This window comes from Streptomyces sp. NBC_01257, from assembly GCF_035917255.1.
In the GTDB taxonomy this organism is placed as follows: Bacteria; Actinomycetota; Actinomycetes; order Streptomycetales; family Streptomycetaceae; genus Streptomyces.
Window position 1 is genome coordinate 4,356,632 of the sequence record NZ_CP108472.1, and the last position, 18,009, is coordinate 4,374,640.

At 70.8% G+C, this 18,009-nt stretch carries 15 protein-coding genes; 9 read left to right on the top strand and 6 right to left on the bottom strand.

Translation table 11 applies throughout. The features are described from left to right. Positions 1–299 precede the first annotated feature (299 nt). Genes OG408_RS18695 through OG408_RS18705 form a run of 3 tightly spaced genes read left to right on the top strand, consistent with a single transcriptional unit; the run spans position 300 to position 1,197 of the window. Positions 300–482: a type II toxin-antitoxin system prevent-host-death family antitoxin gene (locus OG408_RS18695; RefSeq protein WP_285567363.1), complete on the top strand. Its 183-nt coding sequence runs from the start codon at positions 300–302 to the stop codon at positions 480–482. A 29-nt stretch (positions 483–511) separates the two neighbouring features. After that, positions 512–877: a hypothetical protein gene (locus OG408_RS18700; protein WP_326670881.1), complete on the top strand. Its 366-nt coding sequence runs from the start codon at positions 512–514 to the stop codon at positions 875–877. Beyond that, positions 874–1,197 carry a hypothetical protein gene (locus OG408_RS18705; RefSeq protein ID WP_326670883.1) on the top strand — a complete coding sequence of 108 codons (324 nt, stop codon included), beginning with the start codon at positions 874–876 and terminating at the stop codon, positions 1,195–1,197. The genes OG408_RS18700 and OG408_RS18705 overlap by 4 nt, the downstream gene beginning before the upstream one ends. A 536-nt stretch (positions 1,198–1,733) precedes the next feature. On the opposite strand, the gene OG408_RS18710 is transcribed toward OG408_RS18705, so the two are convergent. Together OG408_RS18710 and OG408_RS18715 are read right to left on the bottom strand one after the other, a co-directional pair. Then, positions 1,734–3,374, bottom strand: coding sequence for an FG-GAP repeat domain-containing protein (locus OG408_RS18710; RefSeq protein WP_326670885.1), 1,641 nt, complete (start codon positions 3,372–3,374; stop codon positions 1,734–1,736). Beyond that, positions 3,355–3,993, bottom strand: a complete 639-nt coding sequence (locus OG408_RS18715; protein WP_326670887.1) for an SMI1/KNR4 family protein — start codon at positions 3,991–3,993, stop codon at positions 3,355–3,357. The genes OG408_RS18710 and OG408_RS18715 overlap by 20 nt, the downstream gene beginning before the upstream one ends. A gap of 270 nt (positions 3,994–4,263) precedes the next feature. Between OG408_RS18715 and OG408_RS18720 the strand changes: the two genes are divergently transcribed. Together OG408_RS18720 and OG408_RS18725 are read left to right on the top strand one after the other, a co-directional pair. Next, the gene (locus tag OG408_RS18720) at positions 4,264–6,039 is read left to right on the top strand and encodes a PP2C family protein-serine/threonine phosphatase (protein WP_326670889.1); all 1,776 of its coding nucleotides are present in this window, start codon (positions 4,264–4,266) and stop codon (positions 6,037–6,039) included. Further along, the gene (locus tag OG408_RS18725; protein ID WP_266780229.1) at positions 6,036–6,500 is read left to right on the top strand and encodes a response regulator; all 465 of its coding nucleotides are present in this window, start codon (positions 6,036–6,038) and stop codon (positions 6,498–6,500) included. Before OG408_RS18720 ends, OG408_RS18725 begins: the two co-directional genes overlap by 4 nt. Here OG408_RS18725 and OG408_RS18730 read toward each other — a convergent pair. After that, complete coding sequence (locus tag OG408_RS18730) at positions 6,485–8,794, bottom strand: ATP-binding protein (RefSeq protein ID WP_326670890.1); 2,310 nt, start codon at positions 8,792–8,794, stop codon at positions 6,485–6,487. The two genes, OG408_RS18725 and OG408_RS18730, sit on opposite strands and share 16 nt — an antisense overlap. Positions 8,795–9,151: 357 nt before the next feature. Here OG408_RS18730 and OG408_RS18735 point away from each other — a divergent pair, with 357 nt between their 5' ends. The 3 genes from OG408_RS18735 to OG408_RS18745 all read left to right on the top strand — a co-directional run bounded on the left by OG408_RS18735 (position 9,152) and on the right by OG408_RS18745 (position 11,618). Further along, positions 9,152–9,697 carry a hypothetical protein gene (locus OG408_RS18735; RefSeq protein ID WP_266780231.1) on the top strand — a complete coding sequence of 182 codons (546 nt, stop codon included), beginning with the start codon at positions 9,152–9,154 and terminating at the stop codon, positions 9,695–9,697. Between the two features lie 143 nt (positions 9,698–9,840). After that, positions 9,841–10,947: a sensor histidine kinase gene (locus OG408_RS18740; protein ID WP_442806038.1), complete on the top strand. Its 1,107-nt coding sequence runs from the start codon at positions 9,841–9,843 to the stop codon at positions 10,945–10,947. Beyond that, complete coding sequence (locus OG408_RS18745; RefSeq protein WP_326670891.1) at positions 10,944–11,618, top strand: response regulator transcription factor; 675 nt, start codon at positions 10,944–10,946, stop codon at positions 11,616–11,618. The genes OG408_RS18740 and OG408_RS18745 overlap by 4 nt, the downstream gene beginning before the upstream one ends. Before the next feature lie 56 nt (positions 11,619–11,674). Here the strand turns inward: OG408_RS18745 and OG408_RS18750 are convergent, their stop codons facing one another. The 3 genes from OG408_RS18750 to OG408_RS18760 are packed head-to-tail and all read right to left on the bottom strand — an operon-like array spanning position 11,675 to position 17,046. Next, the gene (locus OG408_RS18750) at positions 11,675–12,070 is read right to left on the bottom strand and encodes a DUF5979 domain-containing protein (RefSeq protein ID WP_326670893.1); all 396 of its coding nucleotides are present in this window, start codon (positions 12,068–12,070) and stop codon (positions 11,675–11,677) included. 58 nt (positions 12,071–12,128) lie between these two features. Then, positions 12,129–14,471, bottom strand: a complete 2,343-nt coding sequence (locus OG408_RS18755; RefSeq protein WP_326670895.1) for a protein kinase domain-containing protein — start codon at positions 14,469–14,471, stop codon at positions 12,129–12,131. A gap of 31 nt (positions 14,472–14,502) precedes the next feature. Beyond that, positions 14,503–17,046 (bottom strand): protein kinase domain-containing protein, encoded by a 2,544-nt coding sequence (locus OG408_RS18760; RefSeq protein WP_326670897.1) that lies wholly within the window; start codon positions 17,044–17,046, stop codon positions 14,503–14,505. 283 nt (positions 17,047–17,329) lie between these two features. On the opposite strand from OG408_RS18760, the gene OG408_RS18765 reads away from it, so the two are divergent. Then, complete coding sequence (locus OG408_RS18765; RefSeq protein WP_326670899.1) at positions 17,330–17,674, top strand: hypothetical protein; 345 nt, start codon at positions 17,330–17,332, stop codon at positions 17,672–17,674. The last annotated feature ends 335 nt before the right edge of the window (positions 17,675–18,009 follow it).

Below are 18,009 nucleotides of genomic sequence, written 5' to 3' on the forward strand. Positions count from 1 at the left end.
CCACGGGGCCGGACGAAGCAGTCAGGATGAGGCCCTCGCCGAACGTTCGCGCAGTTCAGTGGCCTTACACAGGCCCAGTCGCAGGGTGATTCCCAAGCTCAGAGCGCGAGTTCGATTCTCGTCACCCGCTCCATGAAAAAGCCCCGGGCCAGCGGCCCGGGGCTTTTTGTTATTGCTCAAGCTCGGTCGAGCCCCCTGCACCCAACGCGCCCGTCGACACGCGCCCGTCGACTTCCTCCGGTCACCAGAACCCCACGAGCACATATGGCAACTATGATAGTTGTTATACCCTTCAGTGCATGGAGACGAAGACGTACACAACCATCGACCTACGCCGGGGGATGGGCGAGATCCTGGACCGGACCCGCATCGCCGGCGAGGCCGCCGCCATCACCCGCAAAGGGAAGACGGTCGCCTACCTGGTGCCGGCCGAGTGGTTCGAGCAGATGGCCTCTCGGCAGCAGTCGCACGAGGCCGCCTGACCACCCTCCACTACCAAGGAGCCCGAACCATGCCCGCCCATGCACTTCACTTCGATGGGTACGAGGGGGAACCCCTGCGGTTGCCGCCCATGCCCGAACGCACGCCCCAAGCACTCCGGTTGGCCATTCAGGAGCACGCTCCTCACCTCCTCCCGGACTTTGAGGCTCACTGGAAGCGCGTCATCGGCGATGCCTTCAACATCACCCCCGTACCGGCCTTCATGCGCCTGTGGTGGACGCAGTACGCCATCGCGCGAAATCCCGTGCTCGACTCACACCTTCGCGACCTCGAAACCCGCGCCGCCAAGTCCGAGGACCCCGAGGAGTCCACCCGGCTTCTGGAGGAGTACAGCCGCCTCCGGCACGAAGCCGCTGAGAGGAAGCCCGGAGAGTGATCGACGAACCACTCCGGCCGCCTTGGCAGATGGACTGGACGAAGGAGGCGCAGCACGACTTCCAGGACATGCCCGCCGAAGGCAGTGACCTGGTCATGAGTGCCCGTGCGGAACTGATTACTGCCGAAGACCCGTACTTCCGGGGAATCGACGCCGATGCCTCGCTCCCGCACTGGATGACCGTCCGACCGCTGGCCTCCACGAGCCCCGGCGGCCCCCACATCGTGGACCTGGCCGGTGGACGCGGCTGGCTCATCTACACCTTCATGCGCCGCCACGCCGACCCACAGATCGTCGTCACCGAAGCCTTCTGGGCCTGACTTCTGCGCCACCGCAATGTCGCATCACGTGCGGCGTGCCCCATCCATGCCCTTCGGAGCGGACAACAGCGCTCAAGGACGGCGCCCATAGGCCACGCCAGCCTCGACCGATCCAGCCAAACATGCAGGTCAGGACCAGTACGATCGTTCGAGCGCCGTTGATTCCCAACCTCGGAGCGTGAGTCAGCTTCTCGTCACCTTCTCAATGAAAGGGCCCCAGGCCAGCGGCCGGGGGCTTCTTTGTTGTCTGAACCAGTGAGGGTCGCGCACCAGGTCCGCACCGAAGATGCCTTCTCGCGGGCAGCATGATGCACAGAGCGTCAGGCCGCTCGCGACTTCTGTCTGTCACTCAGGATGCGAGCACTGCCCGCTTGTAACGAGGACGCGGGAGCCCGGCCCTGCTGCACCCGCCACTGCGGGACAGCGTTCGGCCGGACTTCCGCACGCTGCGGCTGGTGGGCATGGCGGCGCCCCTGACGATAGGTATATCGATGGTCTCCCTAACCGACTTCCACCCGCCGCAGCTGTCCGCGGCCTCAGCTGAGGTCGCGGTACGTGTTCCAGCCGCCGCCGACCAGGGCTCGGGCGCGGAAGGTCCCTGATCCAGGGGCGGCGCCGGTCGAGGAGTAGCGGTATAGGTGGCCACTGCGGTCGGCGGCGAGGAGGTCACCTCTGCCGTCACCGTCCACGTCCCCAATCGCTGCGAGCTTGCTGTAGATCTGCCAGCCGGGTCCCACCCGGACACGGGCCCTGAACGGGGCGGAGGTGTTGCCCGTCCCGGAGTACAGGTACAGCTCTCCCGCCGGCGTGCGGGCCACGATGTCGGCCCGCCCGTCTCCGGTGTAGTCCCCCGCGCCGACGAGCCGGTCGTAGAGGCCCCAGCCTCCGCCGACCTTGACCCGGGATGCGAAGGACGGATCGGATGGGAGAAACTCGTCGGATGTGCTTCGGTAGAGGTAGAGACAGCCGGACGAGTCCCGGGCAAGCAGGTCGCCCTTGCCATCACCGGTGAGGTCTCCGGGGCCGACCAGTGTGTTGTAGATACCCCACCCCTCACCGATGGACCACTGCCCTTCGGAGCCACCGGTCAGCGTTCCGCTGTTGCACAACGCGAGCATCTCGGGGCGATTATCGAGGGCAGTGTCGGAGGCAAGGGTAGTTATCCTCGTGCCGGCGCCGTACGTGAGGTTGCACTTGTAGGGCGAAGGCGCCTGTCGGCGCGGAGCCAGCAAGCCGTTGCCGAGCGACTGGTATGTGTAGAGCTGCTTGCCGTCGGCGGCGAGAGCCTGGATGCGGGACTTGCCGTAGGCGGGATTCCCGCCGGCACCGACGATCACATCTCCTCTCTGCCAACCGCTGCGCGCCGGGCCCTGGGTCCGCTGCGCGAAACGGCCCTGGCCGAGCCCCTTGTAGATGTAGAGCGACCCATCGACCGTCCTGGCCGCGAGGTCGCCGTTGCCGTCACCGTCCATGTCGTCGCCACCGGCGATCTGGTTGTATACGCCCCAACCGGAGCCCAGCTTGACGGGCGCCTTGAACGCCGGGGTCACGCCTGCGATTCCGGAGTGGAAGAAGAGCTGCCCCGAGGGCGTACGGGTGACGACGTCGCCGACACCGTCACCGTCGTTGTCGGTGACACCGACGAGTTGGTCATAGACCTGCCAGCCGCCGGCGATTTTGATGCGCGGCCCGAACGGCGCGGCCTTGACCCCGGTGGAGGCGTAGAAGTACACGTCGCCGCCCGGAGTGCGGGCCAGAACATCCGCCCGAGCGTCACCGTTGAGGTCGCCCGGCGAAAGCACCTTGTTGTAAATCTGCCAGCCGGACCCCACGCGGGTGTTCTCCCCTACGTAGGCCACGTTCGAATCCGGCTGGGTACGCACCATGCTGAGCGTCCCGGTAGTCGTGAGCAGGAGAAGTTCCGGAGCACCATTGCCGTCCTGGTCGCCGACGGGGACGTAGTCCTTGAAGGAGACCTCTCCCGGCCGTTCCCGCAGCTCGGAGTCAGGAAAGCCCGGCCAGGCAACGTTGACTCCCCAGCTCGGAGCGCGAGTTCGCTTCTCGTCACCCCTCCCGGAAAGAGCCCGGGCCATCGTGTCCTGACCGTCGTTCCGCAGTACGTCGTGAACGTGCCCGCCATCCCCTGCCGCACCGTGGCTAAAGCACGTTCCGGCCACTGCGCAGCGGTATGTAGTCCCATTGCAGTCGCTGCTCGTCATCGACCACGGGCATGTTGTCGCCGAGGGGCTGGCCGGTCTCCAGAGCCGTGGCGACCGCCTCCATGAGCACGGGCAGGGACGTCCACCTATCGTGCGAGCCGCGCATGATGCCTTCCGTGACCTCCGCTTCATGGACGCGTCCCTGGTCGGTCTCGGGACGGTGGTCCAGCACGAGGTAACCCCCACCGAGGTCCCGCGCGAAGGGAATCAGCTGCGGGTGGCCGTACAGGACGCTGCTGACCCCGATCCTCATGAAGTCGTACTCCGCCTCCTCTCCCTGCTCATCCGCCGTGCGCTTGTCGTAGAAGCCGGTGAAGAGTTTCCAGTCAGCCGCTATCCGACCTGCGCTCATCGGCCCGTAGGTCCCCGGCAGCAGCGAACTCCGCTGGTCCAGAAGCCCGTTGTGCCGCAGCAGCGACGTCACCAAGGGCTTGAGGAGCGGCCGGCCGATGACGCGTTCGGTCGCGGCGATGTCCTCCGGATGCGCGGGCGGCGCCAGCGCAGCGTGGGTCGCCGGCGCATGCTCGGACAGCCAGTTCTCGATGCGCGTCCACGACTCACTGATCGATACGTTCATGGACGGCACCCTGCCACCTGGTGCTGACAGTCTCCGGGCACGACCAGCACGCCTCCGCACCCGCGATCCACCGCGATCCACAGGGTGACGGTGCGAAGCTGCCCGGAGGCGCCCGGGCGGACGGAACGGGCGACGGCTGTGGCGGTCGGCCTCTCGCGTCTCCCGCCGAGCGCCACCGGGACCGCGCCTGGAGGCGCTCAGTCGCGGGGTGGCATAGCGTTTCCCATGACGGGCCGGGGCCGAGTGGTGATACGGGACGGCGGATCAGCGGTGGAGCAGCACGAGGGCAGGGCTTCACGTCAGGCGGATGATGACGGATGGTGGTCGGGCCGTCTGCACGAGCTCTGGCGCGTCGCCGAGAACGCGCAGGACGTGACGGGGCTGGCCGACTCCCTCTACGACATGCTGCTCCGCATGCCCGGTGTACTGGCCGTCGTGGGTACCCGCTGGAGCGGCGGGCTGCTGCACTATCTGCGGAGTGTCAGCGTGGCGGAGCCGACGTCATCGCTCGTGGAAATCGAACGTAATTACGGCGAATCCGGCGCAGCCGGGGCTCCGGACGGTGATCCGACTGTCACGGTCCACGAAGTGTCGGAGCTCGACGGCACCATGCCGCACATCCAGGCGCTGGCGGCGGCCGGCACGCGGAGCCTGGCCGAGTGCGCCGTGCCGCTGGGGCAGGACGGCTGGGCCTCGTTCATGGTCGGTACCGCGGACAGGGACACCATCGATGTGACGCTGCGGACCCGGTTGAAGCAGGTGGCCGAGGTTGCCATGGTCTCGGACAGGCGCATCACGGCGCGGCGCGCCGACGAGGTGCGTCAGGTGAGTGACGCCTTTCTGGCGGAGGCGTCGTTGCAGATGGATTCGAGCCTTGATGTGAAAAGCACCTTGCAGCGGGTGGCTCGCACGGCCGTTCCCGCCATCGCCGAGGGGTGCGTTCTACATCTTTCTCTTCCCGAAGGACTGAAATCCGTTTCCTTCGCGCACATGGACGCCGGTGACCAGCAGTGGCTCGGCGAGGTTGCCGCCGAGGACGCCTGGCTGACGGAGATGCTGCGGCAGGTACTCGGCAACGGGCAGGCGCTGGCGCTGAAGGGTGAGGGGTTGCGAGGGGGGCCCTTCGGGCCCGCGTCGTCCGGGGCGGGACGCGCCGTGCGGGCGATCAGTGTGAACCCGCTCAAGGCCCGGGGCCGGGTCCTGGGCACCCTGACGTTTCTCTACCATCGGGCGGTCGTGGCCGAGGGGGCCTCACAGTTCCTTGCGGGTCTGGCCGACCGGGCGGCGTTGGCCATCGACAGCAGCACCCTGTACGAACAGCGGCGCCGCCACGTGGTCTCTCTCCAGCGGCATCTGCTCCCGAGCGAGCTGCCGCTGATTCCGGGAATCACTCTGAGTTCCGCGTACGAAGTGGGTGACGTCTCGCTCGACGTGGGCGGTGACTTCTACGACGCCGTCCCGAGGGCGCAGGGTGGTGTGACCCTCCTCCTCGGCGACGTCTGCGGTCGCGGGGCGGAGGCTGCGGCACTGACGGGTCTGGCCCGCCACACCCTGCGCACCCTTCTCGAGGACGGCAGCACGCCCGAGCACGCGCTGGAACGGCTGAATCAGGCCCTGGTCAGGGAGGGCACGACCCGCTTCGTGACGGCGCTCGTAGTGGTACTGGTACCGGACGGAGGGGGGTTTCGTGCGCGCTACTGGAGTGCCGGGCATCCGGCGCCTCTGCTGCGGCGTGCGGATGGCACCGTGGAGGAACTCGTCGCCCACGGGGATCTGCTGGGCGTGCTGGAGGACATCGAGTACGGATCCGGGTCGGTGCGCCTGGCGCCGGGGGACGCGCTGGTGATGTTCACCGACGGAGTGACCGAGGCGAGAGCGGCCGACGGGATGTTCTTCGAATCGCGTCTGCGGGACGAGGTCGCGCGGCAGGGTGCCGGCGGGGCGGGGCGGTTCGCCGAGCGGCTGGCCGAGGCTGTGGTGGAATTCCGGGCGACGGGTGCGGACGACATCGCCGTGCTCGTCGCACGGGCGGAGTCCGTCGGATGAGCGGGCCTGCCGGGGAGCAGAGGATCGATCACGACCTCGTCTGGGTGGTCGAGGATTCGGCGGAGGACGCCGAGGCCATCGCGCGGGCGCTCCGGCGCACCCATCCGGGTCTGGCACTGGACTTCACCGACCGGGGGACGGGATTCGTCGAGCGGTTGCTGGAAGCCGCACGCCGGCCGGGGCTCGTCCTTCTGGACCTGAAACTGCCCGGTCCCAGTGGAGCCGATGTGCTGCGGTCGATCCGTTCCCGGCCGGAACTGGACGGCGTGGCCGTCGTGGCCTTCACCTCGTCCACCGGACCGGACGAGGTGGACACGACCTATGCGGCAGGCGCCGACAGTTACATCTACAAGCCGGTCAACTTCGAACTCTTCAGCGCGGTGCTGAAAGGGGCTGTCGACTACTGGCAGAGAAAGGCGAAGGGCGGGGACGAGGGCCCGGCCGCTCAGCCGCCCTCCTGACCCAGGGTGAAGAAGAAGGCCGTCCCGCGGCCCGGTGCGCTGTCGAGCCACAGCTCGCCGCCGTGGCGCTCGACGATCCGCCTGACGATCGCGAGCCCCACACCGGTGCCGCCCCCGCGCTCACCCTGTCCGTGCAGTCTGCGGAAGAGCTCGAAGACCTGGTGCTGCTGGTCGGGGGGAATGCCGATGCCGTTGTCCCGGACCACGACGGTCTGCTGTGGAGGCCCGCCGGCCGGTGGGCGGAGCGTGGCGACCAGCACTTCGACCGTGCGATCGTCCTGGTCGGAGGCGTACTTGGCCGCATTCACCAGGAGGTTGACCAGCACTTCGTAGAGCCGGTTCTCATCGGCGTACACCTCGGGCAGGTCGTGTCGGACGACCCGCACACGGGCTTCGGCCAGGCGTTCGCCGGCCACGTCGAGCGCGGAATCCAGTACGCGGTCCAGTGGGACACGGGCGCGGTGCAGCCCGCCTCGGCCCAGTCGGGCGAAGTGCAGCAGCGAGTCGAGCAGGTCGTCCATCCGGCCGGCCAGCCGTCGCACGGTGTGCATCCGGCGGACGGTGGTCGCGTCGAGCTCCGCGGCGGCGTCCTCGATGGCGAAGGTCGCGGCGTTGGAGATGCCTCGCAGTGGTTCCTTCAGGTCGTGAGCCGCCACGTGAGCGAATGAGTCGAGGTCGGAGTTGGTGATGCGCAGCTGCTCGTTCAACGCTGCCAGCTCCGCCTCGTGCCGGAGTACGAGCCCTGTCAGCGTGCGCCAGAGCTCCTGTGCGGTGGCACGGTCGGTGGGCGTCCAGGGCAGGCTCTGTCCTCGTACCACCGCGCGGTACACGGCACCTGAGCCGCGCGGGGTGAGCCGTTCGCCACGTGGTCCGACCTGGACGGGCATGGAGGGGTCGGTGGCCCATTGGCGGGCGGTCGGACGGGCCTCGCGGAACCAGGCGAGGAAGTCACCCGAGCGGCTCAGCGTGACCATCAGGGCCCCTGCCGGGCCGTCTTCCGCCAAGCCGTCCGGATCGTCCGACACCTCCGACACCTCCGACACCTCCGACACCTCCGACAGGCGGTCCGTACTCCAGACCGTGCCGGGTGCCGGCCCTGCCGCGCGTGCCTGAAGGGCCTCCAGCAGGGCGGGGGGAACGCTCATTCCGCTGATGGTGCTCTGGCCGCCGCGGCAGAGCACCGCACCGTCGGCGTGCAGCAGATGTCTGAGGGCGTCGTCGCCTGCCAGGAGTGAGCCCTCCAGGTCCGGCGTGACCCGGGAGATGATCCGGTCGAGGCGCTCGCGGGATGCGGTGAGCGCCTCGGCCTGCTCCCGTTCCTCGATGACCGCGAGTTGGAGGGAGAAGGCGACGCCGAAGAACTCGCACGCCGCCCGCATTTCCGGGGGGACGGTGACAGCTGCGTAGCCGTGGCAGGCGATCAGCCCCCAGAGCTCGCCTTCCCGGAGGACGCTCACCGACATCGACGACTTCACACCGATGTTCCGCAGGTACTCCAGGTGGAAGCCGGACACCGTGCGCAGCACGGAGTTCGACAGGTCCAGTGGCAGGCCCGAACCGGCTCGGAGCGGAGGGTGCAGACCCACGCTGGTGTCGTCCACGTCGGCGATGACCCGGATCCAGTTCTCGCGGTAGAGCCGCCTTGCCTGGGGCGGGATGTCGCTGGCGGGGAACCAGAGTCCGAGCCAGGGCTCGCGGCCCTCGACGAGGTCCTCGGCGACCACCTCTCCCGGCCCGTTCTCCCCGTCGAAGCGGTAGCCGACCACGCGGTCGAAGCCGGTCAGCGCCCGGATCTCACGGGCGGCCGCCTGGCAGCATTCGACCGCTGTCGTCGAGGACCGCAGACGCGCCAGAGCGCGCCGGACCCCCTGGTAGAAGTGCGGGAAGTGGGGCGCCGCGACGGTGCGCGACTCGTACTCCAGAACGACCAGAGGCCCGTGCCGGTGCGCGGTCACGTCGAACATCCGGGGGGCGCCCGCCACATCGACGGAGACGGGGAGAACCAGGCTCGCCGCATCGTGCTGAGCGCTGATCTGGAGCGCCTCGGCCCAGTGGTCGGGGGACAGCACCCGCGTGACGGGCCCTCCGACCAGCTCCTCGGCAGCGATCCCCAGCAGGCACAGCGTGTTCAGTGCCGCGGTGTCCACGGTGCCGGTATCGGCCTCCACCGCGAGCAGGGTGCCGTGGGACTGGATCATGCCCAGCCGGTGAATGGGCTCCCGGACGCATTCGCTGAGGTCGAAGCCGATGGCCGCCGCCGCTTCGGCCTCGCGTTCCGGTTCCGGTAGGGACATCGCTTCTCCCCCGCGCAGAGTTCTCGAACCGGCCAGATCGATGTCCGGTTTGCCGCGATCCTTCCACGGCGCCCTGCGGCGGATGAGCTGCTGCGGGTGTGTGTCGCCGCTCCCGGCGGCGGCCGTCCGCCGCGGGCGCTCGTTCGGTTCTCGTCACCCGCTCCACAGCTCGAACCCAAAGCCCCGGGCCGGCGGCCGACCGTGGCGGACCTCCGCACCCGCCTCGCCGAGCCGTACGGCGCAGAGGCGCAGGGAGCAGGAGCAGGTGGGGTGGAGGTCTGCGGGGCGCCGATCTCCACCCGTCGTTCCACCCATGGGTCCAGGTGCGCGAGGCCCTGCGCCAGCAGGCTTGGGAGCATGACAACGACCGAGTGGATCACCGACATCGCCCTCGTCCTGATCGTCTTCCGGCAACTGCGGGAAGGCCGTCTCGACCTCAAGACCTTCCTGATCCCGCTGGGGATCGTGGCCTTCGTGGCCCACACGTACCTCGACAGCGTGCCCACCTCGGGCAACGACCTGGTGCTGATCGGCGCGCTCGTGGCCGTCGGCGCGGCGCTCGGCATCGCGGGCGGCGTCTACACCCGCATCCGGGTTGCGGGCGAGCACCTGCTGATCAAGGCCGGTGCGGTCTCCGCGATCCTCTGGGTGCTCGGCATGGGCGCCCGTATGGGCTTCCAGTTCTGGGTCTCGCACGGCGGCGGCGACAACGTCGCGCGGTTCAGCATCGCCCACCACATCACCACCGACCAGGCCTGGGTCGCGGCCTTCGTCCTGATGGCCCTCACCGAGGTCGTCACGCGACTCGCGACGATCTTCGTCCGAAGCCGGATGGTGAACGGCAAGCAGGCGCGGACGGCCGCGGCGACGCACCCGGCGCCCTCTCTCGACCGCGCGGCCTGACCGTGGACTATGGTCACGCCGTGCCCGAAGCACAGAGCGTCCCGGAGAAGCAGAGCACTCCCGCAGAGGAGAGCGCGCTCGATACGGGCCCGGCCCCGTATCGAGCGTCCGGCCCCCTGGCCTTCACAGGTCACGATCCTCGCGTGGGCTGGGTCCTGACCCTGTTCGTCATCGGCTCCGCGTTCCTCACGGTGCGGCCGATCGGTCTCAGCGGCCGGGGCCTCGCGGTCGCCGTGCTCATCGTCGTCAACTCCCTCGCCCTCCTCGCCCGGCACCTGCCCGAGCGCCGGGTCCCGCCCCGCGTCGCCTTGGTCTGGCTGACCCTCGGCATCGTCGCCGCGGCCGCCCTGATCGCCGTCAGCCGCAGCGGATCGAGCTACCTCTTCGCGTTCTTCATCGTCGGCCACGCCGGATACCGGCTGCAGCCCAGGCAGGCCCTGGCCCTCGCGGCGTTCTGCGGCCTGCTGTGCGGCGGAGTCCTGTACTTCCGCATCGGCCCCGGCCACCACCTGCTGCCCTGGGCGGTCGGTCTGGCCACCGCCACCCCGGTCGTCCTCGGCATCATCAACCGCAGCCGCCGGCGCGCCGTCCAGGCGGTCATCGAGGCCGCGGAGTCCGCCGAGCGGGCCGCCCGCGCCGAGGCCCAGGCCGCCGTCCTCACCGAGCGGGGACGGATCGCCCGCGACGTGCACGACGTCCTGGCCCACTCCCTCGCCGGCATCAACATGCAGCTGGAACTGGCGGACGCCCTGATCGAAACCGGTGACCTGGAGAAGGTCCGTGAGGCGAACCAGAAGGCGCACAGCATGGTCAAGGAGAGCCTGAAGCAGGCCCAGTGGACCGTCCATGCGCTCCGTGAGGACTCCCTGCCGCTGGTGGGCAGCCTGACCGCGATGCTCGACTCGTCCGGCCACCGCGACGCCCTCGTCCTCACCGGCACCGTGCGCGACGTACCGTCCCGGGTCACGCAGAACCTGCTGCGGATCGCGCAGGAGGCGCTGACCAACGCCGTCCGGCACGCGCCCGGCGGCGAGGTCCGCGTGGAGCTGACGTTCGACGCCGCGTCGACGACACTGAGGATCCGTAACAGCGCGGCCACCCGTGCGGTGCGCGCGGGCGTCGGCAGCGGAATGGGGCTGATCGGCATGCGGGAACGGGTCGCCCTGCTGGGTGGCACGATCACTGCGGGCCCGGTCACCGAAGGACCGGACGAGGGCGGCTGGCAAGTGGAGGCAGTGATTCCGGGATGAGTGAACCGACGCAGAATCCCCAGCGGCTGCGGGTGATCGTCGCCGACGACCAGGCTGCCGTACGGGAGCCGCTGGCAGCGGTCCTCGGGCTGGCCGAGGACATCGACGTCGTCGCCTCGGCCGCCGACGGCACCGAAGTGCTCGCCGCAGTCGCCGCAGGACCGGTCGACGTGGTCCTGATGGACCTGCGGATGCCCGTGATGGACGGCACCGAGGCGACCCGGCGGCTCACCGAGGAGCACCCCGGGGTCGCCGTGGTCATCCTGACCACGTTCGCCGACGACGACTCCATCCTCGCCGCGCTGAGCGCCGGCGCCATCGGCTACCTCACCAAGAACGCCGGGCGCCAGGACATCACCCGCGCCATCCGCGCCGCCGCCGCGGGACAGTCCGTCCTCGACCGCGAAGTCCAGAACCGCCTCCTGGCCACGGCCCGCACCAGGCCCCCGGCCTCCGGATCCGCAGGACAGCCGCTGCCCGGTGACATCACCCCGCGCGAACGCGAGGTCCTCGCCCTGATCGGCCAGGGCCTGCCGAACCGTGCCATCGCCGAGAAGCTCTTCATCAGCGAGGCCACGGTGAAGACGCACATCAACAACCTCTTCGCCAAGGCGGACATCAAGGACCGCGCCGACGCCGTGCGCCGCGCCCTCGGGGCAGGCCTGGCCTGAGCCGTCGAGACGCTGCGGCCTCCTCGCGCGGCGGCCTCTCCGCGCATCTCAGCAGGTCAGAGTGGGCGTCGCGCTGGGTGGCAGCCTCCACGGCAGCCCGCGCACTCCGCGCTCTCGGGCACGCTGATTTCGCGCTCCTCGCCGCCCTTCAGGGAGAAGGCGCTGTCGTCCGCCGCGAGGGCCACGTCGCCCTGGTCCGTGGTGCAGTCGGGACCGAAGCCGTACCGGCCCGATCCGCCGTTGACCACGTGCTTGGTGACGGTCAGCCTCGCCGCCGGGAAGGTGTTGGTGACGGTGATGACCGCGCCCCCGCCCTCCGGGCCGTCGGCCGTGACCGCCACCGGGTTCTCGGGCGAACCGTGGTCGACGACCGCCTCGGACGCGCCACCGGTGTCCACCTCCCCGGCCCAGCAACGGGTGTTGACCGGAAGGGGCTTAGCGCCCGTCGCCACTTCGTGCCTCCGCTCATGTCCCTGCTCCGGGCGGCACCGATGCCACCCTCGGCCCTCGCTAACCCTTCGGCACAGCCGCACCAGGTGCCGCGATCGAGCCCGTGATTCCCGTCTGTGCCGTGAGGTACAGGACGCCGCCCAGCCACAGTGGCTCGGCGAGTGGGCCGAGGTCCAGGCGGAGACCCTCGGGGGTGGGGAGGCGTGTGGTGCCCGCTGTGGAGCCGTCGGTGATGTCCAATGTGCGTAGCTCTCGTCGTCCCACCGCCAGGACGCGGGTGTCGGCGAGGGCCAGGCCGGTGGTCGACGTCGGTGCGGGGCGGTCCCAGAGGGGCTTGCCCGTCGGCCAGTCGAAACCCTTCAGGCGTCCGCTCGTGTCCCGTAGGACAAGGATGTCGCGGTCACCTGCCACCGGCGCGGCGGCGGGAGTGGCCGACGGGGCCAGGGTCCGCCGGGTCGCGAGCGTGTCCGGGGCGAGGAGGAGGACGCCGCTGCGCCGGGTCGACCAGCACAGCAGGGTGTCGTCGTGCGCGAGCAGGCCGGAGCAGTCGATGTCGTCGCGGATCCGCGGCGACGGCACGGCTGCGGTGGTGTCCAGAGCGGCCACCGATCCGTCGGCCAGGGGCAGATAGAGCTGCTCGTCGTGGACGATCAAGGGGCCGTTGGCCTCCGGCAGGTGGCCGGTCCACTCCTGGGCGCCGTCCTTCGTGCGCAGTGCCTGCACTTCGACGAGTTCGGCATCGGAGGTCGCCTGGTCGTCGATGTGCGCGACGTACAGTCGGCCGTCCGCGTAGGTCAGCGCCCGAAGCCCTGTGTAACTCGCGCGCTGGTAACGCCACTTGACCAGGCCCGTCGCCGCGTCCACGGCGCTGACCCCGGCCTCCGCGGGCACGAAGAAGAGGGTGCCGTCCGTGACGGGGGCGATGGCGGGGTCGCCCGGCGGCGTCTCCGGGAAGCTGTCGTCGGCCGTCCTGCTCTCGTCGAAAGCCTCCGTACGCCACTTCTCCTTGCCGGTGGCCAGATCGAGGGCGCGGGCGGCTCCGTGGCCGTCTCCGCAGACGAGCAGCCCCGCAGCGGCCGTGCAACCACCGGTCGCTCCGGCGCCCTTGACACTGCGGGCCCAGGGGCGCCAGCCGTCAGGTCGCTGTTTCCCGTCGAGTGCGGCAGCGGTGAACTCGCCGCTGTGTGCGGCGTCCCCGTCCGGAACGGCGAACGGGCCGGTCTGCTTCACCTTCGGTTTGTCCTCCGCCGCCGGAGCCGGGGTGCGTGTGCTGTCGTCGGGCAGCACCACGGCCAGCGTGACGGCGAGCGCGGCGACCAGGGCCGCGGCCGCCGCGGCCAACGGCCAACGCCTGGGCGTGGCGGGTGGCGCCGAAGACGGCGGCCCGGGACGCCCGGAGACCGCCGTCGGCGAGGGCGGCGCGACGAGGGGCGGAGCCGGGGTGGCGGCGGAGGTGGCCGCCTGCTCCAACGGGACGGTGCCCGAAGCCTGTTCGCAGCGTTCCACCGCTTCGCGGTGCGCGGCGAAGAGAGAGAGGTAGGAGGCCGGCCACAGCGGTCGGCCGGGGGTGGTGCGGGACGGCTCCGCCGACAGCTCCGCCGCCAGTTCCGCAGCCGTGGGGCGCGCCGCAGGATCGGGCTGCAGACAGGAGTTGATCACATCGCGCAGCGCAGGTGGCAGCGCCGACAGGTCCGCGGCGCCGGACGCGATGCGGTACAGCACCGACGCCGGTTCCTCGTCGTCGAAGGGGCCACGGCCTGTCGCGGCGAAGCACAGGACCGCGCCCAGGCAGAACACGTCCGACGCGGGCACCTGCCCGCTGGTGCCCGTCAGCACCTCGGGTGCCATATAGCCCGGGGTGCCGATGAGCAGGCCCGTCGCGGTGAGGGCCGTCGCGTCGAAGGCCTGCGCGATGCCGAAGTCGATCAGCCGCGGCCCGTCGGCGGTGAGCAGCACGTTGCCGGGTTTGAGGTCGCGGTGCAGGACACGCGCGGTGTGCACCGCGTCCAGCGCCCGGGCGAGCCCCGCGCCCAGGGTTCGTACCGCCGGGACCGGCAGCGGGCCGCAGCGGACCACCGCGTCGCCCAGCGCGGGACCGGCGACGTACTCCATGGCCAGCCAGGCGTCCTCGGCATCGGCGTCGCCGTCGAGGAGCGCGGCGGTGTACGGCCCCGTGACCGCGTGCGCCGCCCGGATCTCGCGGCGGAAACGGGTCCGGAAGTCGGAGCCGGTCTCGTCGGCCGGCGCCGTCAGGGTCTTCACGGCGACGAGTGGCCCGGCCACGACACCGCCCGCGGCCTCCCGGCGCGCCAGGAACACCTCGCCCATTCCGCCCGCGCCGATCCGGCCGATGAGCCGGTAAGGGCCGATGCGCCGGATCGGCCCCTGCCAGGGGGTCAGCACGGCGAGTCCTTGTCCGCGGTGCGGGCCCCGCTCACGGCAGCTTCACCGAGGAGATCGTGCCGCGGTCGAAGACCACGTGGACCACACCCCCCAGCATCAGGACCTGCGGCGGCCGGATCTGGTCCCGGATGACGAATCCGTTCCCGTCGTCCGGGGTCTCGCTGCGGTCACCGGGCGCACCCGGCAGCGGGATGGCCTTCGGCTTGCCGAGGCGGCCGCTCTTCCGGTCCAGGGGTGTCACGTAGAGGGAGTGGTTGTCGGCGAACACCGCCTGCCCGTCCGCCAGCAGCGGGGTGGACACACTCGGCCCGCTCACGGGGGCCTTCAGAGTCTGCGTCTGCTTGCCGGTGCGCAGATCCGTCAGAACGATGAGGCCGGTGTCCTTGTCGTCGTCGCTGCGCCGGGCGAGGGCGTACGTGCTGTCGGTCGCCGTCACGCTGATGTCGACGCGTGTGGCCTTCTCGTCGAGCAGGTACGCGTAGTGGCCCGCGGGTTTGAGGCTGCGGGCCTCGTAGCGGTCGACCCGGACCTCGGCCCTGCCCTCGTCCGCGCTCGGCTGCTCGTCGTCCACCCTGCTCTCGCACAGGATCGTGCCGCCGCCGGAGGACACGGTGCGGCAGCCGCTGTCCGAGGCGGGCGACGCGTGGCCGAGGACGTCTCCCTTCCGGGCGTCGACCGCGAGGAGCCCGTCGGGCGTCTGCGCGTACACCACGCCGTCGATCAGCGCCCGGGCCGCGTACCTGCCGTCCTCGGCATGGCTCGGGCTGTCGCCCTTGTCGAGTGTCAGGTCCCACCGGGTGCTGCCGTCGGTGATGTCGTACGCGCGCATCGAGGCGCCCTTCGGCTCTGCGCTGAGCGACTTCCCCTCCATGGTGGCGATGACCGTGTCATCCGCCAGCAGCGGCTGCTCGCTCAGCTCCCCCCGTCCGGAGGGAGGCTGGGCCCGCCAGCGAACGGCACCGGTGCGCGAGTCGCGCAGTTGCAGTTCGCCGTCCGACGCGATCAGGGCGCGCCCGCCTCTCACCTGTGGGGCGAGGGAGTCTCCCGGCATAAACAAGGTGCCGGTGCTGGGCCCGCGATAGGCCTCTCCGGTGCCGTTCTCGACGACGGACTGGCCACTGGCCACCCACAGCCGGTGCCCGTCGACCGTGGACACCGCCTCGTACGTGCCGTTGGTCAGCAGGCACACGAGGGCCCGGGTGTCCGCGGCGCAGCTCATGCGCGCCCTGCTCAACCGTCCCTGCCAGGGCTTCCAGCCGGGGGCCCGCTGCGCGGCGAACTGCGGTACGTAGCCGCTGCGGTCGACCGTGCCGGTGTCGTCGACCCCTGCCTGGGCGACCAGTTGTGCGGGTGTCAGGGTCGTCGTCGGGCCGGGTACGCCACCACCGTCCCCGGATCCGTCACCCCCGCCGCGCAGGGCCAGATACGCCCCCACTCCCGCCCCGGCCACAGCCACTGCCGCGATGACCGCGAGCACCCGGAGCCGCCCGCGGCGGCGGGTCGTCGGGGGCGGGGCGGATGCCGGCGGGGTGGGGCCCAGGGTCGGGAACTGATGCGGAGCCAGGGTGCCTGCGCCGAGCGGGCGACCGGCGTACGGATCCTGGGCGGTGTCGGGATTCGTCAGCGGCAGCAGCGGGGAACCGGTCGCGCAGAGCGCCGTCACGTCGCGGTACTCGTCCTCGATGTCCCGGGTCACGGGGTCCGGCCAGCCCGTCCCGGAGCCGTCCCCCGCCTCGTCGTGCGCCGCGCGCAGTGCGGCGAACCGCTCCACGAGCTCCTCCGCGGTCGGCCTCGACGCCGCGTCCTTGGCCAGGGACGCCGAGATCAGCGGAACCAGCCCGGCGGGAAGCCCGTCGAGTGAGGCGTCGGCCTCCGCCACCCGGTAGAGCACCGCCGCGACCGGCCCGTTCCCGAACAGGTCCCGGCCGGTGGCCGCGTACGCCAGGACCGAGGCCAGGCAGAACACGTCGGACGCCGCGACCACGTGCCGCCCACCGGCGATGTGCTCGGGTGACGTGTAGGCGGGCGTGCCGACCAGGTGTCCGGTCGCTGTCAGGGTCGTGGCGGTGCTCGTACGGGCCACACCGAAGTCGATCAGCCGCGGGCCGTCCGCGGCGAGCAGCACGTTCGCCGGCTTCAGGTCGCGGTGCGTCGCTCCCGCGGCGTGCACGGCCACCAGGGCGCGCGCCATGCCCTCACCGAGCCGGGCGAGCGACCCGAGCGGCAGCGGGCCGTGCCGGCCCACGGCCTGGGCCAGGGTCGGCCCGACCACGAACTCGGTGGTCAGCCAGAGCGGTTCCGCCGTCACCTCGCTGTCGGTGAGGCGCGCCACGTAGGGGCTGGTCACCGATGCCGCGACGACGACCTCCCGCGCGAAGCGCCGCAGATACGCCTCGTCCCGGGCCACCTCGTTGCGGATCACCTTCATGGCCACGAGGTCCGCCGGGCCGTACCCGGCGCCGAGGCGCTCCGGGCGGGCCAGGAAGACCTCGCCCATGCCTCCCGCGCCCAGCCGGGCCAGCGTCACATACGGTCCGACGGCGCGCGGTGACGTCCCACGCAGTTGCCCCAGCATCCGCCGCCCCCAACTCCCCTGACCAACACACGCGTTGCGACAGTCTGTCACGCGGCCGCACGCAGTGGTTGCGGGCGGTCAGAGGTGGTCGCGGTGCGTGGCCCGTCCGAAGGCGCGAGGCCACTGCGGGCGCCCGGGGCGGAATCAGCGGGCCGATAGAGCCGAACGCGCGAGAGGAACGATTCCTCACCCCTCGTTCGGGCGACGCGGGGCCTACCTCCCGTCCGGGGCGGGCAGCGCTTGCCGTGATCTTCGTACGCCCACGAGATAAAGGGAACACGTCATGCGTCTCCGCTCCGCCATGGCCGCTTCGGCCGGCGCCCTCGTACTGCTCCTCACCGCCCCCGGCTCCGCTTCGGCCGCCGACGGCCAGTTCCGTTACTCGTACACGACCTCCGACGGCTACGACGCCGTCGGCTTCATCAACGACCCGCCCAGCGGTACGTGCATCAACATCCAGGGACCCGGATCCGAGCCGGGATCCGCCGCCTACGCGCCCAAGAACCGGACCGACGCGACGGCGACGGTCTTCCTCGAAGCCGACTGCACGGGCGGCGCCTACTTCACCCTGCGCCCGGGAGGCGGCGCATCGGACCGGCTCCTCGTGCGCTCCGTCGTCTTCTCCTGAACCCGTCACACGCTCCGGAGCGCAGCCCCAGGTCAGTGGCCTGGGGCTGGTTCGTCCTGCGGAGTCACCACACCCGCCGCGGATGACCGCGCTCGTGCCGGAGGCCTCCCCCGCGGAACCGCCGTTGAGAGGGCCGAGGGCTGAATCGGGCCGCAGCCGCAGCCGCTGCCCGGCCGTCCCGGCGGATGCGGGCAGCGGCTGCGCCCACCGTCCCGGCCGCGCGTTCGCTGCGCATTTCGACGAATGCGCCGTGCCGTTCAGGTGACACCCGTTCGCGCCGCCCGTGTTCCGTGCCCACCGGGGTCCATACCTGACCCCATGAACAGCAACCTGCC